Source organism: Enterococcus gallinarum (genome assembly GCF_021496385.1).
In the GTDB taxonomy this organism is placed as follows: Bacteria; Bacillota; Bacilli; order Lactobacillales; family Enterococcaceae; genus Enterococcus_D; species Enterococcus_D gallinarum.
This window is the reverse complement of the sequence record NZ_CP050816.1, coordinates 2,708,570-2,732,927: the sequence shown is the minus strand read 5'-3', so window position 1 is coordinate 2,732,927 and position 24,358 is coordinate 2,708,570. Positions and strand designations below refer to the sequence as shown.

Genomic DNA, 24,358 nt, shown 5'->3' with positions numbered 1-24,358 from the left:
GGTTGATTATGGATATTGCTAATTTTGGTGTCGAGGAATGGTTGAATATCTGGGAGAAAAAAGCAACCTATGACATTGCCCAAAGTTCTATCGAAGCACTGACGCTAGAGGAAATCATGGCCTTCAGTGGCAAAACGAGTACAGATTTTTTGAAACGTGTCGCGCAGCAGCCTTTAGATTATGGCTGGATCGAAGGATCGGATCGGTTCAAAGAACTCGTCGCTTCATTATACCAACACATGACACCAGCGAATATTTTACAGACAAACGGAGCTACAGGAGCAAATTTCCTGGCACTATTCGCTTTGATCGAAAGCGGGGATCATGTTGTCTCCATGCGGCCAACGTATCAGCAACTCTATGATTTGCCAAAAGCATTTGGGGCAGAAGTAGACTTTGTTGAATTAAATCAAGCAAACTGGCAGCTTGATCTAGCAGTTTTGAAAGCCAAAGTGAAACCTGAAACAAAAATGATCTGCTTAAATAACGCGAATAACCCCACCGGTACGCTATTTGATCAAGAGCAATTACAGCAGATTGTCGCCATCGCTAAAGAAGCGGATGCCTACATTTTAGTAGACGAAGTCTATGCACCATTAACAGAAGAAGGCACATTTTGTTCCATCGTCGATTGCTATGAGAAGGGAATTGCCACCAACTCTTTGTCAAAAACCTACTCAACGCCAGGTATTCGTATCGGTTGGACTGCCGCTAGTGAAGAACTCACGGAACATTTTCGTAAATACCGAGATTATACGATGATTTGTGGCGGTGTTATCGCTGATGAAATAGCGATTCAAGTATTGGAAAACAAAGAGCAGATTATCGCACGAAACAAGAAAATCGTCACAGAGAATCTTGCCATTGTCAAGCAGTGGGTAGACCAAGAACCGAAAGTGGAATTAATCGTTCCCCATTATGTTTCTACGGCATTTATCAAGTTGAAGATCCAACAAGAGGACTATCAATTCTGTGTGGATCTATTAGAAGAAACTGGGGTCTTGCTTGTTCCAGGAACAGCTTTTGGGGTCCCAGGGCACGCCCGCTTAGGTTATTGCTGTAAGAAAGAGACGCTAGAAACTGGTTTGAGATTACTCTCAGACTATTTAAAAAAAGTTTCATAGAAAAAGGGAAACAAATTGTATAGGAATGAGGAGGATGAAAAAATGAATGAACCTATTCACGTTTTTTCAGAGATTGGACGATTAAAACAAGTGATGCTTCATCGTCCAGGAAAAGAATTGGAAAATTTAATGCCGGATTATTTGGAACAATTGCTGTTTGATGATATTCCTTTTTTACAGCAAGCGCAAAAAGAACATGATTTCTTTGCCGAAACATTGCGAAATAAAGGGGTTGATGTGCTTTATTTGGAAGATTTAGCAGCTGAATCTTTGACCTCTACAGGACTCAAGGAACAATTTGTTGCAGAGTACTTGCAGGAAGCAAACATCCAAAGTGAAAACACCCGCAAAGTGATTGAAGAATATTTACTATCGATCTCTGATAATCGTGAACTGATCGACCGAACGATGGCAGGATTGAGAAAAAATGAAATGAAGATCGCTGGCCATCAGAATCTGACCGATCTTGTAGACGATCAGTATCCGTTTCTGATCGATCCAATGCCGAACTTGTACTTTACCCGCGATCCATTTGCTACGATCGGAAATAGTGTTTCCTTGAACCGAATGTATTCAGAAACGAGACGAAGAGAAACATTGTACGGCAAGTATATCTTTAACTATCATCCAATTTTCAAAAAAGAAGCCGAGCATCTTTTATACAATCGGGATGAATCCACACGAATCGAAGGTGGCGATGAATTAGTCTTGTCATCAAAAGTGTTAGCTGTTGGGATTTCACAACGTACAGATGTCGCTTCAATTGAAAAATTGGCGAAAAAATTATTTGAGAAAGAACCGACTTTTGAACATGTGCTAGCTTTCAATATCGGTGAAGAGCGTAAATTCATGCATTTGGATACGGTCTTTACAATGGTGGATTATGACAAGTTCACTATCCATCCGGAAATCGAAGGCGAGTTAACGGTTTATTCCATCTCCAAACAAAATGACCAAATCAAAATCTATGAAGAAAAAGAAACATTGGAACGGATTCTTTGCCGCTATCTTGATTTAGATGCAGTGGAACTCATTCGTTGCGGAGGTGGGGATATCACAGCAGCTGCCAGAGAACAATGGAATGATGGTTCGAACACGTTGACGATTGCACCAGGAGAAGTAGTCGTCTATGACCGGAACTTGATCACGAATGAAAAACTAGTCGAAGCAGGGGTCAAACTTAATTACATCCCAGGAAGTGAACTCGTTCGCGGACGTGGCGGCCCTCGTTGTATGAGCATGCCATTTATCAGAGAAGATCTTTGAGCAACCTGAAATTTACAAAAATAAAGACTAACGGTATCATAGGAGGAATGAATAATGGAACAAGTATTTCAAGGAAGAAGTTTATTAGCAGAAAAAGATTTTACGAAAGAAGAAATCGAGTATCTAATTGACTTTTCGATTCACCTAAAAGGACTCAAGAAAAAAAATATCCCGCACCGCTATTTAGAAGGAAAAAATATTGCCTTGCTCTTTGAAAAAACATCGACTCGGACACGGGCGGCCTTTACGACAGCTGCCATCGATCTAGGTGCTCACCCAGAATTCTTGGGCGCCAATGACATTCAGCTAGGTAAAAAAGAATCTGTAGAAGACACCGCTAAAGTGTTAGGCAGTATGTTTGACGGAATCGAATTCCGCGGCTTCAGCCAGCAAGTCGTCGAAGATTTAGCGAAGTATTCTGGTGTTCCTGTATGGAACGGATTAACAGATGAATGGCATCCAACCCAAATGATCGCTGATTTCATGACAATCAAAGAGAACTTTGGCACGTTGAAAGACATCACGTTGGTGTATGTGGGAGATGGCCGTAACAATATGGCGAATAGCTTGTTAGTTACTGGTGCGATTCTTGGGGTCAATGTTCGAATCTGCGCACCTAAATCCTTATTCCCAGAAGACGACGTCGTTCGTTATGCCAATGAATTTGCCAAAGAATCTGGCAGCCAATTGATGATCACAGATGACACTGCTGAAGGTGTTCGTGGTGCGAATGTCCTTTATACGGACGTGTGGGTATCAATGGGTGAAGAAGACAAGTTCACCGAACGGGTCAATTTGCTAAAAGACTATCAAATCAATATGGATTTGATCAAAGCGACAGGTACACCAGACGACCGCTTGATTGTTTTACATTGCTTGCCTGCCTTCCATGATACGAATACTGTCTACGGAAAGAAAATCGAAGAAGAATTCGGGATCAAAGAAATGGAGATCACTGATGAAGTCTTCCGCAGCAAATATGGCCGTCAATTTGAAGAGGCTGAAAATCGGATGCATTCGATCAAAGCAATCATGGCCGCTACTTTAGGAAATCTATTTATTCCAAGAGTGTGAGAGGACGAGGGATACCATGACGAATAAAAGAACAGTAGTCATCGCATTAGGTGGAAATGCGATCTTGACCGATGATCCTAGCGCAAGAGGGCAGCAACAGGCGCTTAGACAAACAGCCAAACATTTAGTATCTTTGATCAAACAAGAGATCCAAGTAGTGATCACCCATGGAAATGGACCGCAAGTTGGGAATCTCTTATTACAGCAACAAGCAGCAAACTCTCCCAAAAATCCTGCGATGCCATTAGATACCTGTGTCGCTATGACTCAGGGAAGTATCGGTTATTGGTTGCAGAATGCATTAGAAGAAGAATTAGCAGCAGAAGGCTTACCAACAAAGGTAGCAACGCTGGTCACTCAAGTAGTAGTCAGTGAAAAGGATCCAGCATTTGCCGATCCGACAAAACCAGTAGGACCTTTCTTGACTGAAGAGCAAGCCCAGCAGATGATGACAGAAACCAATGCGATCTTTAAAGAAGATGCCGGTCGCGGTTGGCGCAAAGTCGTTGCCAGCCCGAAACCGATCACAATCCATGACCAAGCCAGCATTCGTGCATTGGTCGACAACGATTTTATTGTCATTTGTGCAGGTGGCGGAGGGATACCCGTTACTGAATCAGGACAAGGAGTCGAAGCCGTGATTGACAAAGATTTTGCTTCAGAGAAACTGGCAGAGGTCTTGGAGGCAGAAGAGTTGATTATTTTGACAGGTGTCTCTAAAATTGCCTTAAACTATGGAAAAGACAATGAGCAATGGTTAGACCAAGTCAATTTGACAGAACTGGAACAATACATCCAGGAAGGTCACTTTGCGCCAGGAAGTATGTTGCCAAAAGTTCAAGCAGCGATGGATTTTGTGCAGGTTAGCAAAAACAATGTTGCGATCATTACCTCGTTAGAAGACCTAGCTGATTTTGATCACGAAACAGGGACTCGTATCATTTCTGATTAACTGGCAAACAAAGTATTGGAGTGATGGATATTAGTGGAAACATGCGAGAATACGTAAAAGACAATTTTGATTGTCTAAAAGTGCTGACGCAAGAAAACAGGGAACGATTGGAAGAAAATATGTATTACCGAACCTTTCCTAAAGGGCAGATTCTATTCAACGATGGAGATTTGCGTGATCGTATTTTTGTTCTGTGTAGCGGACTGATTCGTATCGAAAAAAATGATCAAACCGATTCTTTCTTTTATACGGATTTCATCAGTGAAGGTGAACTGTTTCCGGTAAATGGCCTTTTTGAAGCAGCGTGTTATGACTTTTCTGCCATTGCGGTGACAGAGATCGAAGTCGCGTATGTGGCAACTGCTGTTTTGGAACAATTGATGGTAGCGGATCGAGAATTATTGAAAATGATCGTTAAGAAACAAGGTCGAGTACTGGAACAGCAAGTGAGCAGAATGCAATACTGTATTACTTCCAGTGCCCATGATCGTGTCATCAATACACTAGCGATCCTTATGAAAAAGCATGGAAAGCTAGATGAGTCTTGGTATATTCCTTATCCGATCATGATCAACGATCTTGCGAAATTCAGCGGTACGACGAGAGAAACGGTTAGTCAAGTGCTGAAACAATTGATCAAACAGAAAAAAATTTCCTACCAATATAAAGAATTGATATTTATCGATGATGCGTTTTTCCAATTAGATGAATAATAAAAGCACTGTGACGACAATCATTAAAGGGTGGGATCGATTTTCCAAACAACTACTGTGGCAAGCAGCTGATTTACGGATGATCGATCTCGCTTACTTTTAAATGACTCGAGTGTCCATCAGTGATAATTTTTTGAATGCGGATACATGAGGTATCCGCAGATAATGGATAGAGTAGAAGCAGGTGATCATTTTGAAGAAAAACCAGCGACAAGCGATTATCAAGCGTTTGATCCTCAACCAAGAAGTAGAGACACAAGAAGAACTGATGCGCTTATTGAACGAACAAGGCGTGTGTTCCACACAAGCGACCATTTCAAGAGATATGCGGGAGTTGAATATCGCAAAAACTTATACGAAAGAAGGCAAAACGAAGTATACGATGATTGCTACGGCGGAAGCAGATGTGACCGAAAAGCTGAAGCTATCGATGAATGAATACTTGAAATCAATTGAACAAGTGGAGTTCATCACAGTGATCCATACTGTCAGCAATGGGGCAGATGTTATTGCGAATTATCTAGATGAAATGGATCTTGAAGGGATTGTTGCCACGATGGCTGGCTTTGATGTATTATTGATTCTCTCGCCATCTAAAGAGCAAGCCACACAGTTGATTCATCATTTAGAAAAATATATCGACTAGCGGCGACGATGCCCATCACCAATGCTTGACCACCATTGCCTCTCGGCACGAACAAGCATGGAACAAATGAATACAGAATCAACCAGAGACAAAAAAGCAACGCGATTCACTCGGAACGACAAGCCAGAGAATGACAGTTACTGTCGCAATCCTCTCACTTGTAGCCAGCTTTCGAAGGAGAATGCAACGCTCACTTGTCTCTTTTTTTGTATTAAAAAAGTTAAATTCTATTTCTGGGTCTCGTCAGCGCTAAGCGCAATTGTTTTCCTCCTCTATTGGAAGGTGCTATTCTTAAATAAGCAGAAGGAAACACTTGATAAAAGTGGACAGAACGGAGACATAGAAAATGAAAGAGGCCGATCAAGAAAAACGACAGGCACGAGGGATTGTCTTAGTCACGCATAGTATTGCAGCAGTGGTCAAAATCATTGGATTTCTTTTCAGCGGCAGTGCGGTGTTGATGAATGAAAGTATTCATAGTGTCATTGATTGTCTCAATCAGGGATTACTAGCAATCGGCGAAAAACGAGCACGGCGCGGCCGAAGTGAACTTTACCAATTTGGTGAGGGGCGCGCGACTTATTTTTTTAGTACGGTTGTGGCAATGACGGTCTTTTTCGGTGGCGGCCTGTTGGCAATCATGGAGGCAAGTCAGGATCTTTTGGATCCTACCCACGAAGTGGAGAACATCCAACTAGTTGCAGCCATTCTTTTTGCTGGTTTTTTTATTGAAAGTTCAGCAGTCCAAAGTGGATGGCAAGAAATCAAAGAGCAAAACACGGATAAACAGCCGTTGATCGCTTTTTTGAAAGAAAGCCGAGAGAGCGAGATCCTTTTAGGCTTTACAGAAGACTTGTTTGCATTGATCAGTGTGAGCATTGCATTGGTGGGTATTTTATTGACAGCAATCACCAACAACCCCATCTTTGATTCTTTAGGGGGCGTCATTGGTGGGGTCCTTCTAGTGGTCGTAGCTGGTTTTTTAGGGAAAGAATTTTATAGTTTATTGATCGGAGAGAGTGCTTCGAAAAGTGATCTGAAAAAAATTCGTCAAGTATTATCATCTAGGGAAGTAGCTGAAGTGATTGACCTGCGTACTCTGCATTTAGGTCCAGATGAATTACTGATCGTTGCTGAATTGACGATTTCTCCTAAAACAACTTCGAGTGACTATGAGGTGATCGATCAATTGGAACAAGAAATTCGCACGGGATTAGCTCCGAAAAAAACATATATTTACTTAGAGACAGAAAGACAGCAGCAAGAACAGGTAAAAAAACCGATTCCATGAGGGGAAGAAGACCTCAAAGGAATTGGTTTTTTTACTAAGCAGTGGTTAGTTTTCCTCTAGATGATAAATATCTGGGGTTAAATGATCTTCTGCTACTCTCAAACCCGTTCGTAGTATTTCAAATGAATACTTGCGGCAAGCTGATTTCTTCAAGAGGATCACTTCTTTTTCTGGGTTGACTTGGATTGAATTGGGTTGACTTAAAACGAATAAATTCAGGTGGAAAAGCGCGAGCGAAAGAAATTTCTTATTAAAAAAAGTTGTTATTTTTTTATTTATTTCACAAGGAAAGGGATTGCTCTATCAGATTTATTTGTGAAAAGAAATCGGAAATCTTGATTCTCTTTATTTTAAATTCAAATTTACATAAATTTTGTTTTTTATCTTAATGATATTGATATTTTTCAAGCAAAATAATTTACCTGCCTTTTATTCCATGATAACTTAAAGATGGAAAGATAGTTTTTTTCACAAAGTAAACATCCTTATCTGCAGACACCCTTTTACGAAGTACCCAGATCTCCCTTTCTAAAACCAATGATTTTCAATTGCTGTGTTCCAATCAACTCGTAAAAAACTTGTGGAGGCGTTTTCCCATCTGTATTCGCATTCGATCAAGATTACAGACACCCTCACAACATACGAAAGAAGCAATCCTTGCTTGATTTTTCCGTTTTGTCAATCATACGCCCTGACTCCAAGCACAAGTGACACAACTTTACTTGAAGCCATAATTTGTCATGGACAAAATCTCACTATAAAAACAGAGCTATAGACATAGAAGATACTTATACAAGGAGGAGAATAGATGGAAAATTTTTATCAACGAACACCGACAGAAGCACTTGAATACTTTCATTCAGATCAGACGAAAGGGCTTAGTAAGCAAGGCGCAAAAGAGGCGCTAGATACATATGGTGAAAATACGATTCAGCAACAAGAATCGACCTCCCCTTGGAAATTGTTATGGCACAATTTAAATAATCTGATCGTTTATTTATTACTAGCCGCCGCATTGCTCTCTTTTGCGATGGGAGAAACGATAGAAGGAATTGCTGTGTTGATTGCGGTGGTAATTGCCGTGATGACTGGTTTTGTGACAGAGTTGCGTGCACAGAAGTCAATTGATTCCCTTCAGGAAATGATTTACACTACCGCAAACGTGATTCGTGATGGGCAAGTGATGGAAGTCGAATCTGCTGCGATCGTTCCAGGGGATATTCTCGTTTTGGCAGAAGGTGATGCGATCGCTGCCGATGCACGTTTGCTGGAAAGCCGCAATTTAGCCTGTATTGAGTCCGCATTGACGGGCGAGTCCGAAGCTGTAGAAAAAAATGCGGCAGAACAATATGATGAAGACGTCCCTTTAGGTGATCGCCGCAATGTTGTTTTTGCAGGAACAGCAGTGACAAGAGGAAATGGCTATGCCGTCGTTACAGCCACCGGGATGAAAACGGAAGTCGGAAAAATCAGCGATATGCTGACTGGAAACAAAAGCGCGAAAACGCCTTTGGATATCGAGCTGGATAAATTAGGGAAAGCAATCATTATTGCGGCACTCTTTGCCGCCGTGACGGTCCTAATTGCAGGTCTTCTAACGGATCAGCCTTTGGTAGAAATGCTGCATATCTCGATCATCCTTGCAGTAGCAGCCATTCCAGAAGCAATGCCCGCTGTCTCAACCATTACTCTTTCTCGCGGCATGCGGATCATGGCTGAACACAAAGCATTAGTCAAAACCCTCTCAGCGGTTGAGACTTTGGGCGCTACGAGTATCATTGCCAGTGATAAAACCGGGACATTGACAGAAAATCAGATGACGATCGCTGAGATCATTCTAAGTAATGGAGAGCAATACACTGTGACCGGTAATGGGTACGAACCGACGGGGAGCTTCCATAAAGAAGGACAAGAAATCTCAGTCAATGAAGAGCCAGCACTTCAAGCGATGATTGAAAACGGTGCACTATGTACGTCCGCTTCTTTGAAAGAAACGGATGGCCAGTTTGAGGTCCTAGGAGATCCAACCGATGGAGCGTTTGTTGTATTAGGAAAAAAAGAAGGCATCGATCGTCAAACACTGATGGATCAAGGCATTGAAAAAATCGCTGAGCTTCCTTTTGATTCAGAAAACAAATTTATGATCACCGTCTATGAAAAAGAACAGCGAACGTTGATCATGAAAGGTGCACCGGATGTTTTGATTGAGAAAGCTGCCGTCGATCCGTCTGTGAAAGAGCAGTTGAACGACATCAATCATACACTAGCTTCCAATGGGCAACGAGTGATTGCGGTGGCACAAATCAGTAACTATCAGGGTGGTTTGTCGGAGTCTGAGCTGACAGAATCATTGGATAATTTAGAGATCCAAGGTTTTGTTGGCATCATTGATCCCCCACGAACAGATGTTAAAGAAGCTGTCAAAATCGCTCAAGAAGCGGGGATTCGTGTCAAAATGATCACAGGTGATCACCCGCAAACTGCCTCCATGATCGCACAAGAAATTGGTTTGATCGATTTTGATAAGACGATGACGGGAAAAGAGATCGACGCCTTGGCAGGTAAAGAAGCGTTTAATGAACGGATCGAAGAAGTGGCTGTATTTGCTCGGGTTTCGCCGGAAAATAAACTTCAACTAGTCAAAGCACTGCGGGAAGAAGGAGAGATCGTGTCGATGACCGGTGATGGCGTGAATGACGCTCCTGCTCTTAATGGTGCCGATATTGGGATCGCGATGGGCATTCGCGGCACGGAAGTAGCTAAGGAATCTTCTGATATGATCTTGACTGATGATCGCTTTGGGACGATCGTCGACGCAATCAAAGAAGGAAGAATCATCTTTGACAATATCAAAAAATACGTTTCTTTCCTTTTTTCTTGTAATATGGTCGAAATCGTGACAATCTTTCTAAGTGTCATTTTTCTTCTTCCCATGCCGATTCAGCCGCTGCATATTTTGTTCTTGAATCTAGTGATCGATATCGCTCCTGCGATGGCGTTGGCCTTTGAACCTGCAGAAGAGGACCTGATGAAACGTCAGCCTCGTTCCAAAGAAGACAGTTTGGTCAATAAACGATTCTTAGGTCGAATTATTTTAAGCGGAATAGTGATCGGATTGACGGCATTTGGTTTTTTTAGTTTTTTGATACAAACAAATCATGAATTAGCTTATGCCCAGACCGCTACGTTTACCTTTATGGCGATCGCACAACTGATGCATATTTTTAATGTTCGCAAGCAAAGCGGATTTGGATTAGACAAGTCTTTCTTTAAGAATAAACCGTTGATCGGCGCACTGATCCTTTCGATGGGATTGCAGTTGTCAGCTGTTTATCTCCCTTTCATGAATGAATTATTAGGGACTTCACCATTGCAAGCTGGCACATGGGGAATCATTTTCTTAGCGGCTAGTCTTTCCACACTGGTTGTAATGGGATTAAAAAAAGCCTTTCAGTTGAAGTGAAAAAAACAGCAAGAAAACCAACGATGATGTTGGTTTTTTTGTTTGCTTTTTGTCTATCGCAGGAAATTATTTACAAAGGCAAGAAAAAAAGTTATTATTGACGAGTCAACGATTGATGAGTCAATTATTAGAGAGGAGTATTCCATGCAGCTAAGAGAAATCAGCCGCCTGCTTTATCAGTTGAAAATTGCCAATCAAGAATTGACGGCAACTTTTGAAAAAAGCACCGGGTTCAGTCTGACCCGATATGAATTAATGATGTTCATCAAAGAAAATGGACGTTGTTCGCAATCTGACTTACAGACTGAATTGAAGATCGATAGTGCAGCAGTTACAAGACATCTAAAAATTTTAGAACAAAAGAATTATGTAGTGCGGGAAAGGAACAAAGACAACAATCGTGAAGTCTTTGTGGAAATAACACCTAAAGCCAAACAAGAGCTGTCTGCTTGCGAGAAACACCAAGAGAAGGAAGCATTCGCCCTATCGCTGACCGAAGAAGAAGCAGCTGCGTTTTTGCAGTTGTTGAATAAATTAATGAAATGAAAGAGGCTACTAATATGTCAACCAATAGAGTAAACAACGATTTTTCAGATATCACTTTTGGAAGAAAATCCGTCCGTGTCTATGATGAGACGGTCAAAATCTCTCATGAGGAAATGTTAACGATGATTCAAGAAGCAACGACTGCCCCCTCATCTGTTAACATGCAACCATGGCGTTTCGTTGTCGTTGAAAGTGCTGAGCAAAAAGCAAAACTAAAACCACTGATCCGCTTCAACACACGCCAAAACGACACATCGGCAGCCATGATCTTGATATTTGGTGATTTAGCTTGTTATGAATACGGGGAAGAAATTTACAATCAAGCAGTTGAAGCAGGAAAAATGCCGGCAGAAGTCAGAGACCAACAATTGGCAACGATCATTCCTTACTACAAGAGCTTCACGAAAGATCAAATGACCTCCATCGTAAAAGTTGACGCCAGCTTAGCGGCAATGCAGCTGATGTTAGTCGCGCGTGCCCATGGCTACGAAACGAATCCAATTGGTGGCTTTGAAGCAGACCAATTAGCAGAGGCTTTTGATGTCGATCCAGAACGCTACGTTCCAGTTATGATTCTATCAATTGGTAAAGCTGAAGAATTAGGCTATGAATCCATTCGTTTGGATGCAGAAAAAATCACGACATTTAAATAAATCTACTCTTACTTTCTATGTGGTCTTCCGTTTGTCTTTGTGTTCGCTAAGAAGCATGAAGGACGGAAGATTGCTTGGTTTACTTTATAATAAAGAAAACCAGATTTAAAAAAGGAGGAAGCAAAATGTCCACTATTACTATAGGTTTAATCATGTTCGTTGCACTTGAATTTCTATTTATCATGTATTTGGAAACTTTTGCGACTACTTCAAAGAGAACGCAACGGGTTTTCAATTTATCAAAAGAAGAATTAGAACGCCCTTCACTGAATACATTGTTCAAAAATCAAGGAATCTATAATGGGTTAATCGGCATCGGCTTGCTCTATAGCGTGTTTCTTTCCGCTTCTCCTGTCGAATTGAGTCGCCTGCTTTTGATTTATATCATTTTAGTTGCTCTGTATGGCAGCATCACTAGTGACAAAAAAATTATATTGACACAAGGCGGTTTAGCAATCCTTGCATTGATAGCAACTTTTTTCTGATTTCTGAAAGATAATCAAAATGACCTCTCACAGTTACGTGTTCCATTAAATGATGGAACCGTTGCTAGTGAGAGGTTTTTTTGTTGATTTCATTTGTTAAATGAGAGGACAAGTTTGCACTTGTCGTAAAAAATGATAGGATAAAGCTAACGATACAAACCTAAAAGAATCGGACTTTTGCTCAGCGATTTTCTGGACGTAAACTGGTGGCTGCGAAAAGCACTTTGACTAATATTGGTGTCAGGATCACTGCTGTGATCACTTCAGAAACGCCGTTAGTCACTGCAATAGCTCCTAATGTGACAAACAAAGCGGAAGCATCAACACCATAGGTAGTTGCCACCAAACTAGTGTACAGGGTTCCCATCAACGTTAACACGAGAACCGTGTTGGTAAGGGTACCAAAGATGGCTGCAACAATAGAAGCAAGGACAACTTTCTTTGTTTTACGATAGAGCCAAGTAAACAATATACCAGCGACGAGACCTACTAAGACCCTTGGCAGGACTGAGATGATCGGATTAGTGAATACTGTGATATCCAAAGGGGTCGTAGGGGAAGTGAATGCCCGAATAATCGTGAAAATCCCCCAAACCAAGCCGATAAACATCCCATCTCTCGTTCCTAAAACAATGGCAGCAACAATGACCGTGATATGAATGATCGTCAGACTAGTGATGCCGATAGGAATAAAGCCAAGGAAAGGTACCATAGTTTGTAAGATAATGATTGCGGTTAGAATTGCACGGATCACTAAACGATACGTTTTGTTTTTTGTGTTCATGAGAAAACACCCTTTCTTATAGAATGACACTCGTGTCATTTTTATGTTAGGATGATTATACAATAAAATGACACAGGTGTCATTAATAAAGTGAGGTGGAAGCATGAAAAAGCCGATCGAAGAAAAAAAACGGCAAAAACGAGAAGCGATTTTGGAAAGTGCCAAAGTAGTATTCAGCAAGAAAGGATTGATCGATGCGACGATGCAAGACATCATCGAAGAATGCGGCATCAGTCGCGGCGGGATCTATCTGTACTTTCAATCGGTGGATGCGATTTTCTTAGAAGTGCTGCAACAACGTTCGCAACGACGGTTTAATGAAGTTCGAGCAATGATCAAAGCGAATGCTTCTTTCGAGACTATCTTGACGAAATATTTTGAAGATCATAAATACCGATTGCTTCATAGCATATCCGACAGCATGCTGCGAGCGACGTATGAGTATTATTATACGCATAAGTCAGTTGAGACGAGTTCGTTGCAGCAAACGCAGTTGACTGAGACGAAACGCACGATCCAAGAGATTTTTCAAGTTGGAGTTGCGCAAGGCGTGATTGCCGATCGGAATCTGGAAGCAATCGCAGAGAACTATATGTTTGTTATAGAAGGTCTGGGTATTTTAGCTTTGACGGGTCATATTCAAGAAGAACAAATCGATCATCAAATTCAAGTGATGCGAACACTGTTGCCGTACCAATAAAAGTTTTTAGAAGCTGTGATAGAAGATAATACAAAAAATGGAGAAATAGCCTTTCTCAAGTTCGATTGAGATCGAACGATCTCTGGACTTTTTTGTAGTGAATTCTTCTGTTACGGCTTTTTTCTACGGCTTTGTAATCTTTTTGAAATCAAGAACGGTTTGTATCTTACAGATACTGCTTGATTTCATAAACTCACCAACTTAGATGTCTCTTCGAAAAGTGATCATAATGGAAGGTTGAGTGTTTTTTAAGAAACTATCGAGAATTAAAAAACAAGTGATTTCACTTGTAATGAAAATGTAAACGGGAAATCAATTGGGTTGTGAATAGGAGTATGTTAAAATGATAAATGTCAAATAAATGTAATTTGATGATCAAAATTGACGAATTGGAGGGGAAAATGAAAAAGAAACTTGCATCATCTTTGTGCATTTGTGCAATAGCGCTGACAAGTCCTGTCATCCCAACCGCCGTGTTCGCCGATGATTACGATCAATTGATTCAGCAAAAAAATAACGAAGTAGCTGAATTGAAACAACAGCATCAATCGGTGCAGACACAAATAGATCAGTTAACAAATGAAGTGTCTGATATCAATGAACAAGCAGCTGAATTAATCGCTCACCAGAAAAAACTAGGGAATGAAATTAATGATTTAGAAAAAGAAGTGACTGATTTGGAAGCACGGATCGAGAAACGACAAGTAGCGATCCAGAATCAAGCACGAGACACTCAAGTCAATGGGAAAAGTGATCGCTTTATTTCCGTGCTTTTGGATTCCGAATCTTTCGGTGACTTTGTTCAGCGGTTCCACGGAATGACGACGATCGTCAATGCCAATAATCAGATGATCCAACAGCAACAAGCGGACCAAGCAGCTGTTAAGACAAAGAAAAATGAAGCAGAAACCAAAATGGCGGAAATGCAGCAAATGCAAGGCCAGCTGGAAGCCCAAAAAGGGAAGCTGGCGTCCAAGCAAGCAGATCTGAATGTCTTGCAGACAAGCCTTGCTTTACGGCAAGCAAATAAAGAAAGTGAAAAGGAAGCATTGCTCGCTCAAAAAGAAGCCTATGAGGCAGAACAAACTCGAATAAGAGAAGAATCAGGGCGGGTCGCAGCAAGACAGCAGGCAGCAGCTGAAGATCAGCTCATACCAATGACTACCGAGTCTTCTGAAAATTCTTCGATTTCTGCAGCTGATTCTTCTGAAACCGAACGTTCTGTTCAAGGAGAATCCACTGATGTACAAGGGGATATCCAAGAAACACCAACAAATAATGAAACAAGCCCCGTAGCTACTCCAGATTCTTCTTCGACGGCAGCAAGTACGGAAAGCAGCAGAAATCCTGATCCTCAGCCTGCTCCTAGCTCTAAGCCTGCACCTCCGACACCATCTGCGCCAATTGGGAACGTTGGAGCTGTGATCGTAGCAGAAGCTTACCATCATCTCAATAAGCCGTATGTCTGGGGAGCAAAAGGACCAGATAGTTTTGACTGTTCAGGATTTACCCGCTATGTCTATTTACAAGTAACCGGAAAAGATATCGGTGGCTGGACAGTACCGCAAGAAACTGCTGGTACAATGATTTCTGTTAGTCAAGCGCAAGCTGGTGACTTACTGTTCTGGGGTGCTGCCGGCAGTACCCACCATGTAGCCATCTCTTTAGGAGGCAACCAGTACATTCATGCCCCTCGTCCAGGACAGACAGTTTCTGTGGGGAATACAGCATACTACACTCCGAGCTTTGCTGTTAGAGTCAATTAATTATTTTATCTTTATAAATACTTGATCCAGTGGACTGATTCTCATTGAACCCAATGCGCAGAATGAATCAGTGCTAGTAGAAGGAGAGAAAAATGAAAAGCAGAAAACAGATCCGCAAAGAGTTGCAACGGCAAAAACGCAGTCAATTGTACCGAAAAGGAGCTGCTACCACTACCGTTCTCGTTAGTACGCTGAATTTAGTACCGGTTAGTGCGCTCGCAACTTCTGTTGAAGAATCGAATGACACAGGTGTACAAGTGGTTGAACAGCCTACGGTAGCTTCGTCGGATGATACAGCCGATTTACACGATTTAGTAAATGAATCACAAGCGAGTCAAGCAACAACCACCGAGGATACTGGAACCGAAACATCGTTGACTGAGGACACAGATCCCACAGTATCATCAAGTGAGTCAACTACCAGCGAGTCTTTAGAAGAACCTCTAGGAACGGAGCCTGCCAGTGACGTTGATTCTGCAGAATCGACAAGTGAGATCCCAATGTTGTCAGAGGCAGAGCGAATTGCATTAGAAACAAAGATTATGCCTAATATCGATCGTGTGATGGCAAGATCTAATACACAACAAGCCTTCATCCAGCAAGTAGGACCAATGGCGCAACAAGTAGCAAGTGTCAACGATCTTTATGCCTCCGTCATGATAGCACAAGCGATCCTTGAATCAGGATGGGGACAATCCACACTTACGACGCAAGCAAACAATATGTTTGGGATCAAAGGTTCATACAATGGTCAATATGTTGAGATGCGAACAATGGAAGATGATGGCAGCGGCAATCTTTATGAGATCGTTGCAAAATTCCGCAAATATCCGTCTTTAAAGGAATCATTTGAAGATAATGCCCATGTCTTAAAAACGACTTCTTTTTCACCAGGCGTTTATTTTTACAGTGGGGCTTGGAAATCCAATACCTCTTCCTATCGTGATGCCACACAATGGCTTCAAGGGAGGTATGCGACAGATACGACTTATGCCGGCAAGCTGAATAATTTGATCGAAACCTACAATTTGACACAATTTGATTCCGCGACCGGTGGCGGCAGCGGGAATGGCAACAACACCAATAATTCAGAACAAACCATCAATAAGCAATTCAAGACCACGGCAGCGCTGAATATTCGTTCAGATGCTACAACCAGTGCCAGTGTAGTGGGGTCATTAGCCAATAATACGACCTTCAAGGCAGTGGCCCAAAAACAAGGAACCAGTGTTAATGGCAACAGTACCTGGTATCGGGTGGAAGGCAAAGGCTGGGTCAGCGCCGCGTATGTGACGGAAGTAGAATCCAACAATAACAGCAATAATTCAGAACAAACGATCAATAAGCAATTCAAGACCACGGCAGCGCTGAATATTCGTTCAGATGCTACAACCAGTGCCAGTGTAGTGGGGTCATTAGCCAATAATACGACCTTCAAAGCAGTAGCCCAAAAACAAGGAACCAGTGTTAATGGCAACAGTACTTGGTATCGGGTGGAAGGCAAAGGCTGGGTCAGCGCTGCGTATGTGACGGAAGTAGGATCCAACAATAACAGCAATAATTCAGAGCAAACGATCAACAAGCAATTCAAAACCACCGCAGCGCTGAATATTCGTTCAGATGCTTCAACCAGTGCCAGTGTAGTGGGGTCATTAGCCAACAATACGACCTTCAAAGCAGTGGCCCAAAAACAAGGAACCAGTGTTAATGGCAACAGTACCTGGTATCGGGTGGAAGGCAAAGGCTGGGTCAGTGCCGCGTATGTTACTGAGGCAGGGTCCAACAATAACAGTAATAATTCAGAGCAAACCATCAACAAGCAATTCAAAACCACCGCAGTTTTGAATATCCGTTCCAATCCATCAACTAGTGCTAGTGTCGTAGGGTCATTAGCGAACAATGCGACTTTTAAGGCAGTGGCCCAAAAACAAGGAACCAGTGTTAATGGCAACAGTACCTGGTACCGGGTGGAAGGCAAAGGCTGGGTCAGTGGTGCCTATGTGAAAGAAGTCAGCAGTACCTCTAGTTCTAAGACATATACCGTAAAATCAGGAGATACCTTATGGGGAATTGCACAGAGCTATGGGGTCTCAATCAATCAGCTGATGCAATGGAACAATATCAGCGGCTCATTGATTTTTGTGGGACAACGATTGATCGTCAGCAAATGACCCTAATAATAGGCAAAAGATAGAAACATTAAGATGAAAGTACAATGATAAAGGCACAAGAGGGCAATATTCGAATAGCTGCCAGATAAAAGAAATATGAGAAAAAAATCAGATGTAAAAAATTTCCAAACGAAGGAAGGAGACCGCACAATTTTTGTGTTGGTCTCCTTCTTTTGTTCGTTTGAGTTTAAAGCAACGGCTGTTCTGCATTCATGCCTTTATTGAGGGAGCTCCTGGAAACTATCCATGATCTTTGTTAGTTCATCTTTTGAGGAATCAAAAAGACTTGCTAAGGTCCAACCATACAATTGAACATAATTATTATCGGTTTCTGTTACATAATATAAGTAATGTATGTTCAACCCTTCTACAGTTGCAGCAAAATCAACCATTTGGGTTTGAGTACCAGGAACCGGTAAAAATGTCGCGTTGGTACCAAAATTCGATGCTAAACTGTCTTGAACCAATGCAAGATAACTGTCGAAATCTGTAAAGTCTTGTTTAGACTCCACAACAGCCGCCAGAAATTTTGTTTGTAACGAATCAGAAAGCATAAAATCATTATCTGGATTTAGTGACTCAAAATCGGCTACAGTTTGCCAATTTGTCGGCAGTTCCAGCGAATAGGAATAACCGCTTACACCAGTGATCGTCTGCTTCTCAACAGGAATCACATTTTCTGAAGTGCCAGTGCTGGCTGTTTCAGAAGATCCTACAGAGGAAGAAAGTTGTGTACGTTCTTTTTCTTTTGTGGAAGAATCAACCGATCCCGATGGTTTTTCTGTACATCCTGCTAAAAATAACCCAAACCCAACTAAACCTAAAACCATGTGCTTTTTCATTTTTTTACTCCTTCTAGTTTTTTTAAAAAACTTATTTTATTTATCCTATAATAAGCTCGTAAATAAGGCAATAGAAGAATCTTTATAAATAAGCACTATTGAAAGTAGTTTATCGAATTTTAAAAATTCAAGTTTCGTTTATCTGCTGGCTAAGTCTGGATAGTATAGGAGATTGTACACATTTTTCCTTACATGATGCAAAAATTGATTATAAAACCCACAAATCATTTGCTATGCTATATAAAAAGTGAATGCATCCCTCGCTGCTCAGGATGATTATTGCCGGAAAGGTACACTTGTGCTGTCATTGGCAATCAGAACTTTTTGTTAGCTGTCGATTATCCATTGATAGTCTCCTAAGCAGGGAAATGCTAGAAAACAGAGGTGAGTGGATGTTTTATCCAGATGTCAAAGAGTATTTGCGAAAGATGCGTGGGAATATTGATTTTGCAGTGATGAAGGAACGTCTGCCATTGGTTCATAGATACTGGCAAGTGACGGAAGCAGAAGTAGAAAGAATTGTTCGTGAAGAATCTGAGGAAGATTTCTGGACAAGTGTACAACAAATCATCTTACTCGATGCCAAATTGGTCCTTTTGCGAAGCTATATCAGCGAATTTGATTTCCAAGGTTTTTCAGAGGAAGAAATCATCGAGAATATCGAACTAGATCATAGCACCTATACAAAAGAATTGTGCGGTTACAATTTAACAGATACAGGACATCCCTCGATCCTTTTTGGAAAGGGCAGATGACTCGATCAGATTAACGCAAATCTTTTCTTTAACGACAAACGAAGCGTATACTGGAATAAGAAAGAAAAGTTTTCTACTATTATATTGCTCTTTTATAATGCTTTTCCAAAAAAGTTATTTTCCATTCGTTAGGAGAGATTTCCATGACTGAATTTACTCAGATCGTTTTGCTGTTTTTCTTGTATTCTTTTGTGGGGTGGCTGTGGGAAACGGTTTACTGCTCGATAAAAGCCAGACATTTTGTTTATCGAGGATTTTTGGTAGGACCGATCACTCCTATTTATGGCTTTGGAATTTTAGGTGTCTTGTATTTACTGCGACCGTTACATAACCAATTGCTGCTGCTCTTTTTTGCAGCAGCTGTTTTAGTGACCTTATTAGAGTACGTGACGAGCTTTTTATTAGAAAAACTGTTTCATGCTTCATGGTGGGATTACCACAATGTTTTTTTGAATATCAATGGTCGCGTGGCTGTCCCAATTTCAATCTTTTGGGGCATTTGCTGTGTCTTGATCGTCCGCATCGTTCATCCGCAAATGTTGATCATTGTCCAAATGTTGGCTGAAAGATTCAGTTTTTATCTACCTGTTGGATTGTTGATGGCGATGTCGTGGGATATGGGCTATACATTGGCTAATCTTGCTGCTTTTCAACGAACGGTTCAACGACTGGATCGTGCTATTGAACAGCAGAAAGCCACTTTATCAGAAAGTTTGGAACAAAAGAAAAACAATTGGCAGGAACGTATTTCTGAACTGCCAATCGATTGGCAGCAATTGCGTGAAACGTTACCGAAGCTGAATTTTCATCAGCGAAGACTTTTAAAAAACTTTCAAAAACTGCAAATCAATGAGATTACCAATGTTCAAGACTTACGGCGGTTTGTGGAAGAATTACGTAAGAAGAGAGAGTAATGTTACAAGAGTGTTACAAGAAAAAAAGCCTTTTCAAGGCTCTGATTTCCCACTTTCACGTGAATTATTTTTTAATAGACTCTTATTTCCCCCACTTTGGCTAAAAATTGTAATAAATTGTAAAAGAGTTGCAATATATCTTGCCCCCAGAATTTGTATAATAATAAGCGTTGGAAACCATAGTGAGAAGTGAGGGAATTTTTTTGAAGGCAAAGAAATTACGTACCATGGTCGTCGCAGTCTTTGCGGCAGGTATCGTTTCGCCGATCTTTGCGCAGGCTGAATCTCTGGAATCATTGAAAGAGAAAGAAAGTGCCGTTATGCAGCAAAGTCAGCAAATCAGTACAGAAGTACAAATCGCTTTGACCGATGTCAATAATAAATACAGCGAGGTTGAAGCATTAAAAGCACAAATCGCTAACAATGAAGAAACGTTGGCACAAACCAAAGAAGAAATAAAGGCAACTCAAGAAACGATTGAAAAACGTGAAGCTGTAGTTGCAGAACGAATGAAAGACATTCAGGTCAACGGTGGAGTAACTAGAGATTGGACAGTCTTGTTGGAATCTTCCAATATCCAAGATTTCATCAACCGGGCTTACGCCATGACAATGCTCCAAAATCTAGAAAAAGAAAAAATCGACTCGTTGACATCTGAAAAAGAAAAATTAGAGTCTCTGCAAGAAAAAGCCGAGTCTACCAAAGAATCCTTACAGCAGGATCAATCCTCTTTGGAAGCACAGGCGCAAGAGTTGGATAGTAAGATCGCCAACTTGCAGACACAGTTGAAAGAAAACGAATCGACCTTAGCAAAGATTGCTTCCAGCAAAGAAGCAGAAGAAGCTCGGATAGCTGCTGAAAAAGCAGCCAAAGAAAGAGCAGCCAAAGAAGCGGCCGAACAAGAAGCTAAAGAAAAAGAAGCGAAGGCAGCGGCAAAAGCAGCGAGTGAAAGCTCAAGTCAAGAGTCGTCATCTTCAAGTGAGAGCGCGCAATCAAACAGCAGTTCAAGCAGCAATTCAGCTTCAAGCAATACGAGCAGCAGTTCGACGAATAATAGTTCAAACAACTCGAATAACAGCTCCAACAATTCGGGTAGCAACACACCTTCCAGCGGCAAGACAATGATCATGGAATCAACCGCATATTCTTATGCAGAGAAAGGTGCTAGCCACCTGACTGCCAGCGGCACAGATCTTCGCAGCAATCCAATGGCGGTCGCAGTCGATCCAAGTGTGATCCCATTAGGTACCTTGGTGAATGTTGAAGGATATGGCGTGGCGCTAGCGCTAGATACAGGAGGCGCGATCAAAGGAAATATCATTGATGTCCACTTTGATAATGTAGCCAAATGTCTGCAATGGGGCCGACGTCAAGTAAAAGTAACGATTCTAGACTAATAAACGAAAAAGCGTATCTTGTAACCCTACCATCATTCATGATTGATGGTGGACAAGATACGCTTTTTTATTTAGTGGGTAAAAGCATCATCTAGAAAAGCTCGTTTCATTCCTGCAGCTGTGCCTGCATCGTTTTCAATGTTTGGATGGAATCGTACATTTGTTGTTGCTCGGACTCATTGAGAGGCATTTCAATAATTTCGCGAATGCCTTGACTATTGACGATTGCAGGGGAACTAATACAGACATCGGTTGCTTGATATTGTCCCTCTAAGTGTACAGAAACCGGCAGTACTGCATGTTCATCTTTTAAAATACTGCGGGTGATCCTAGCCAGCGAGATTGCTATCCCATAATGTGTCGAACCTTTGGCAGCAATGATGTCATAAGCGGCATTTTTCACTTTTTCTGCAATCAGGCCGAGATCTTGCTCCGAAAAACTTGGGTGTTTTTCCAGCCACTCGTGAACACTTAAGCCACCAATATTGCCATGGGACCAGACTGGAAATTGGGTATCACCATGTTCCCCTAAGACGTAAATCTGAATATCCCGTGGATCAATGGTCAACTGCTCGCCAATCGCATTACGCAAGCGCGCACTATCGAGAGAAGTTCCAGAACCAATCACTTTGTGAGAGGGAAAGCCAGTGATTTTTTTGACATAGTGAGTCAAAACATCTACTGGATTACTAGCAATCAAGAAGATCCCTTGAAAACCGCTAGCAATAACAGATTTCACGATCTTTTTCATGATCTGAGCATTCTTTTTCGTCAAATCCAGTCGTGTTTCATGGGGCAGCTGTGCTGCACCAGCGGTGATCACTACAAGATCTGCATCTCGACAATCCTCATAATCAGCAACATATAGTGTTTTGGGACCAACATATGCCAAGCCATGATTTAAATCCTGAATGTCACCCGCTGCTTTTGCCTTATCTAAATCAATAATACCAATTTCATTGCCAATTCCTTGAGCGACTAATGCAAAACTGTAACTCGAACCTACATCCCCATTTCCGATCAGAATGATTTTCTCCATGAAAGATCCTCCCAAATTTGATTCGACTTAAATACACCTAAACTGTACCAAAGAACCAGAAAAAAGAGTATTGATACGTTCTCAGGGGCGTTGCTGTCTTATGATTAGGCAAGCAATAGACGCTTAAGAGCACTTCCCCTGTCATAGTCGGAAGTGCTCTTAAGCATTCATATGAGGATTGAGACATTTGGCTAGCTTATTCCAGTCATTTTTGTCAGGGAAAGTTTTAAAAATCAAACAATCAATGTCATTAGCATAATCGGAAACATATTCTGTGTAATTTGTTACCACGAGATCAATGTGATTCATCATTAAATAATCAGGTGACAATTCATTTGAATCAGGAAAGAAAAAGTTTTTTGAGCTATGCAAGTAATGCATCGATTTGCTTTTTAAATACTGACAGAGAATATATGAGCCTTCAAATAAGAAAGCAACATTTTTTTTGGTATGCCAATAAAGCGATTTGATAGATTCCAAATAGATCGTCAGACTGGCGCTTAAATGGGATAAACTCTTTTTATTCCAAGTAGCAACAGCTAATGGATTTTCTGTGAGAAAATTCCGACATTTTTGATAAGACTCAGAAAACAAGCGCTGGGCGTAAAGATTGACATCGGCAATATTATGATTCAACAAAGGGGAGAGCAACTGCTTGATTTTGGCTACGGTAAAGAAAGATTCGATCAAGATATGATCGCGGGAGGAATTTTTGGTTTCAGGAATACAGGTAGCTACAAAATCACTGGCCAGCTGAGTGATTTCTGCCCACTGATTGTATTTTTGGCAGAAGACTTCCTCACCAGTAACGTCACTAATCGAACGCCGGCTCCAAACCAACAGAAAGAGATAGAGAATCTCTTCTTGGGGCAGTCTTTGTTGGTAGTGTTCAAAGATATGCTGATTGATTTCCGCAAATTCTTTGAAATCTTCTTTAGTTGAAAACAGTTTGCTGATTTTTTTTGGTAGTTTCACTGTGTGTCCCCCGCAATAGCGCTCAAGGGTTATGTACAAATAATAATTGAGCTCTCCAAATGAGCAGGCTTGCTTGTTGGTTCGCTGGCAGTCAGAAAAAGCTTTGACGGTGATGTCGTGAATCGCAATAGGGGGAAAGATCGTGTGTGCCGTGATTTCTGATTCATAATAAAAATCATGAAAAAATTTACGGATATCCATTTCATCGCCAATGAATGTGATTGGGTTATAATCCAGCTGCAAGTGGTAGTCGCGAAGAACAGGTTGTACTTTTCTCAAGTAACGAAGAACCGTACTCTCAGAGATATGATATCTTTCTGCCCATTCTGAAGAACGCATTTCTTCATGCTGAAAAATACTCTCGACAATATGGAAAAGAATCTCGTCAGTAATCAGTGCTCGTTTCGCTGCGAGGTACTTCGTCGGGTTCAATACGGTGAAAATATAGCCCTTGTGGGACGAATCGATATGGAGGGCATCCTTGAAATGGGACTTCATGTCTGTGATATCAGTCACAATCGTTCGCGTTGTACTTGAGGAAGCCTTTGCCAGTGCACGAGTAGAGCAAAGCGGCTCTAACTCAAATAAGTCGAGAATGCGCATCCAACGGATCGTTGCAGTATTCGTAACGAATTTCATCTGAAGCTCTCTCACTGGTTTGCTCCTTTCATTTTCCAATTAAAGAATTGAATCTGTCTATAGCTATCTTAATGAAGTTAGAATCGCAATAACAAATCACGTATTTCATCAAACGGTGAAAAAATTGACATGAATTGCCAATAAACCATTCTTTTGCAGTCAT

Annotated in this window: 21 protein-coding genes; 17 read left to right on the top strand and 4 right to left on the bottom strand. The window is 41.3% G+C overall.

The genetic code is table 11. The features are described 5' to 3' along the window. Nucleotides 1-8: 8 nt before the first annotated feature. From HED61_RS13410 to HED61_RS13360, 11 genes are all read left to right on the top strand, one after another. Entirely contained in the window at nucleotides 9-1,124 is a 1,116-nt protein-coding gene (locus HED61_RS13410; RefSeq protein ID WP_113849498.1) for an aminotransferase, read from the top strand. Nucleotides 1,125-1,166: 42 nt separating this feature from the next. Then, the gene (arcA, locus tag HED61_RS13405) at nucleotides 1,167-2,390 is read left to right on the top strand and encodes an arginine deiminase (RefSeq protein WP_029486596.1); all 1,224 of its coding nucleotides are present in this window, start codon (nucleotides 1,167-1,169) and stop codon (nucleotides 2,388-2,390) included. A 51-nt stretch (nucleotides 2,391-2,441) separates the two neighbouring features. Then, the gene (gene argF, locus HED61_RS13400) at nucleotides 2,442-3,464 is read left to right on the top strand and encodes an ornithine carbamoyltransferase (RefSeq protein ID WP_171917423.1); all 1,023 of its coding nucleotides are present in this window, start codon (nucleotides 2,442-2,444) and stop codon (nucleotides 3,462-3,464) included. A gap of 16 nt (nucleotides 3,465-3,480) precedes the next feature. Continuing rightward, the gene (gene arcC / locus HED61_RS13395; protein WP_003126017.1) at nucleotides 3,481-4,416 is read left to right on the top strand and encodes a carbamate kinase; all 936 of its coding nucleotides are present in this window, start codon (nucleotides 3,481-3,483) and stop codon (nucleotides 4,414-4,416) included. 23 nt (nucleotides 4,417-4,439) lie between these two features. Beyond that, nucleotides 4,440-5,129, top strand: coding sequence for a Crp/Fnr family transcriptional regulator (locus tag HED61_RS13390; protein WP_228073952.1), 690 nt, complete (start codon nucleotides 4,440-4,442; stop codon nucleotides 5,127-5,129). 184 nt (nucleotides 5,130-5,313) lie between these two features. Further along, entirely contained in the window at nucleotides 5,314-5,775 is a 462-nt protein-coding gene (locus tag HED61_RS13385; RefSeq protein WP_225585845.1) for an arginine repressor, read from the top strand. 346 nt (nucleotides 5,776-6,121) lie between these two features. Beyond that, on the top strand, nucleotides 6,122-7,066 hold the full coding sequence (locus HED61_RS13380; protein ID WP_219644942.1) for a cation diffusion facilitator family transporter: 945 nt from the start codon (nucleotides 6,122-6,124) through the stop codon (nucleotides 7,064-7,066). 808 nt (nucleotides 7,067-7,874) lie between these two features. Further along, nucleotides 7,875-10,529 carry a cation-translocating P-type ATPase gene (locus HED61_RS13375; protein WP_219644943.1) on the top strand — a complete coding sequence of 885 codons (2,655 nt, stop codon included), beginning with the start codon at nucleotides 7,875-7,877 and terminating at the stop codon, nucleotides 10,527-10,529. Between the two features lie 144 nt (nucleotides 10,530-10,673). Continuing rightward, the gene (locus HED61_RS13370; protein ID WP_081131456.1) at nucleotides 10,674-11,075 is read left to right on the top strand and encodes a MarR family winged helix-turn-helix transcriptional regulator; all 402 of its coding nucleotides are present in this window, start codon (nucleotides 10,674-10,676) and stop codon (nucleotides 11,073-11,075) included. 14 nt (nucleotides 11,076-11,089) lie between these two features. Further along, nucleotides 11,090-11,728 (top strand): nitroreductase family protein, encoded by a 639-nt coding sequence (locus HED61_RS13365; protein WP_034704225.1) that lies wholly within the window; start codon nucleotides 11,090-11,092, stop codon nucleotides 11,726-11,728. Nucleotides 11,729-11,853: 125 nt separating this feature from the next. After that, nucleotides 11,854-12,213: a DUF1304 domain-containing protein gene (locus HED61_RS13360; protein WP_005470923.1), complete on the top strand. Its 360-nt coding sequence runs from the start codon at nucleotides 11,854-11,856 to the stop codon at nucleotides 12,211-12,213. Nucleotides 12,214-12,394: 181 nt separating this feature from the next. On the opposite strand, the gene HED61_RS13355 is transcribed toward HED61_RS13360, so the two are convergent. Then, nucleotides 12,395-12,997, bottom strand: coding sequence for an ECF transporter S component (locus tag HED61_RS13355; RefSeq protein WP_219644944.1), 603 nt, complete (start codon nucleotides 12,995-12,997; stop codon nucleotides 12,395-12,397). A 103-nt stretch (nucleotides 12,998-13,100) separates the two neighbouring features. On the opposite strand from HED61_RS13355, the gene HED61_RS13350 reads away from it, so the two are divergent. The 3 genes from HED61_RS13350 to HED61_RS13340 all read left to right on the top strand — a co-directional run bounded on the left by HED61_RS13350 (nucleotide 13,101) and on the right by HED61_RS13340 (nucleotide 17,634). Continuing rightward, nucleotides 13,101-13,697, top strand: coding sequence for a TetR/AcrR family transcriptional regulator (locus HED61_RS13350; protein WP_003126028.1), 597 nt, complete (start codon nucleotides 13,101-13,103; stop codon nucleotides 13,695-13,697). Between the two features lie 401 nt (nucleotides 13,698-14,098). Next, a complete protein-coding gene (locus tag HED61_RS13345; RefSeq protein WP_219644945.1) occupies nucleotides 14,099-15,463 on the top strand; it encodes a C40 family peptidase in 1,365 nt (454 codons plus the stop codon). Nucleotides 15,464-15,555: 92 nt separating this feature from the next. Further along, complete coding sequence (locus HED61_RS13340; RefSeq protein WP_219644946.1) at nucleotides 15,556-17,634, top strand: SH3 domain-containing protein; 2,079 nt, start codon at nucleotides 15,556-15,558, stop codon at nucleotides 17,632-17,634. A gap of 218 nt (nucleotides 17,635-17,852) precedes the next feature. Here HED61_RS13340 and HED61_RS13335 read toward each other — a convergent pair whose 3' ends face one another. Continuing rightward, complete coding sequence (locus tag HED61_RS13335; protein ID WP_219644947.1) at nucleotides 17,853-18,476, bottom strand: hypothetical protein; 624 nt, start codon at nucleotides 18,474-18,476, stop codon at nucleotides 17,853-17,855. A gap of 392 nt (nucleotides 18,477-18,868) precedes the next feature. Here HED61_RS13335 and HED61_RS13330 point away from each other — a divergent pair, with 392 nt between their 5' ends. From HED61_RS13330 to HED61_RS13320, 3 genes are all read left to right on the top strand, one after another. Beyond that, nucleotides 18,869-19,231, top strand: coding sequence for a DUF7006 family protein (locus HED61_RS13330; protein WP_005470943.1), 363 nt, complete (start codon nucleotides 18,869-18,871; stop codon nucleotides 19,229-19,231). Nucleotides 19,232-19,374: 143 nt separating this feature from the next. Next, entirely contained in the window at nucleotides 19,375-20,145 is a 771-nt protein-coding gene (locus HED61_RS13325) for a putative ABC transporter permease (protein WP_219644948.1), read from the top strand. Nucleotides 20,146-20,348: 203 nt separating this feature from the next. Then, nucleotides 20,349-21,542: a 3D domain-containing protein gene (locus HED61_RS13320; RefSeq protein WP_159151289.1), complete on the top strand. Its 1,194-nt coding sequence runs from the start codon at nucleotides 20,349-20,351 to the stop codon at nucleotides 21,540-21,542. Between the two features lie 106 nt (nucleotides 21,543-21,648). Here HED61_RS13320 and HED61_RS13315 read toward each other — a convergent pair whose 3' ends face one another. Then, on the bottom strand, nucleotides 21,649-22,581 hold the full coding sequence (locus HED61_RS13315) for an L-lactate dehydrogenase (RefSeq protein ID WP_219644949.1): 933 nt from the start codon (nucleotides 22,579-22,581) through the stop codon (nucleotides 21,649-21,651). Between the two features lie 159 nt (nucleotides 22,582-22,740). Then, the gene (locus HED61_RS13310) at nucleotides 22,741-24,210 is read right to left on the bottom strand and encodes a helix-turn-helix domain-containing protein (RefSeq protein WP_219644950.1); all 1,470 of its coding nucleotides are present in this window, start codon (nucleotides 24,208-24,210) and stop codon (nucleotides 22,741-22,743) included. Nucleotides 24,211-24,358 lie beyond the last annotated feature (148 nt).

What these genes read in the sequence shown, in the direction of transcription:
- HED61_RS13410 (WP_113849498.1), top strand. Translation starts at nt 9, where the DNA reads ATGGATATTGCTAATTTTGGTGTCGAGGAATGGTTGAATATCTGGGAG.
- arcA (WP_029486596.1), top strand. Translation starts at nt 1,167, where the DNA reads ATGAATGAACCTATTCACGTTTTTTCAGAGATTGGACGATTAAAACAA.
- arcC (WP_003126017.1), top strand. Translation starts at nt 3,481, where the DNA reads ATGACGAATAAAAGAACAGTAGTCATCGCATTAGGTGGAAATGCGATC.
- HED61_RS13390 (WP_228073952.1), top strand. Translation starts at nt 4,440, where the DNA reads ATGGATATTAGTGGAAACATGCGAGAATACGTAAAAGACAATTTTGAT.
- HED61_RS13380 (WP_219644942.1), top strand. Translation starts at nt 6,122, where the DNA reads ATGAAAGAGGCCGATCAAGAAAAACGACAGGCACGAGGGATTGTCTTA.
- HED61_RS13375 (WP_219644943.1), top strand. Translation starts at nt 7,875, where the DNA reads ATGGAAAATTTTTATCAACGAACACCGACAGAAGCACTTGAATACTTT.
- HED61_RS13370 (WP_081131456.1), top strand. Translation starts at nt 10,674, where the DNA reads ATGCAGCTAAGAGAAATCAGCCGCCTGCTTTATCAGTTGAAAATTGCC.
- HED61_RS13365 (WP_034704225.1), top strand. Translation starts at nt 11,090, where the DNA reads ATGTCAACCAATAGAGTAAACAACGATTTTTCAGATATCACTTTTGGA.
- HED61_RS13360 (WP_005470923.1), top strand. Translation starts at nt 11,854, where the DNA reads ATGTCCACTATTACTATAGGTTTAATCATGTTCGTTGCACTTGAATTT.
- HED61_RS13355 (WP_219644944.1), bottom strand. Translation starts at nt 12,997, where the DNA reads ATGAACACAAAAAACAAAACGTATCGTTTAGTGATCCGTGCAATTCTA.
- HED61_RS13350 (WP_003126028.1), top strand. Translation starts at nt 13,101, where the DNA reads ATGAAAAAGCCGATCGAAGAAAAAAAACGGCAAAAACGAGAAGCGATT.
- HED61_RS13345 (WP_219644945.1), top strand. Translation starts at nt 14,099, where the DNA reads ATGAAAAAGAAACTTGCATCATCTTTGTGCATTTGTGCAATAGCGCTG.
- HED61_RS13340 (WP_219644946.1), top strand. Translation starts at nt 15,556, where the DNA reads ATGAAAAGCAGAAAACAGATCCGCAAAGAGTTGCAACGGCAAAAACGC.
- HED61_RS13335 (WP_219644947.1), bottom strand. Translation starts at nt 18,476, where the DNA reads ATGAAAAAGCACATGGTTTTAGGTTTAGTTGGGTTTGGGTTATTTTTA.
- HED61_RS13330 (WP_005470943.1), top strand. Translation starts at nt 18,869, where the DNA reads ATGTTTTATCCAGATGTCAAAGAGTATTTGCGAAAGATGCGTGGGAAT.
- HED61_RS13325 (WP_219644948.1), top strand. Translation starts at nt 19,375, where the DNA reads ATGACTGAATTTACTCAGATCGTTTTGCTGTTTTTCTTGTATTCTTTT.
- HED61_RS13315 (WP_219644949.1), bottom strand. Translation starts at nt 22,581, where the DNA reads ATGGAGAAAATCATTCTGATCGGAAATGGGGATGTAGGTTCGAGTTAC.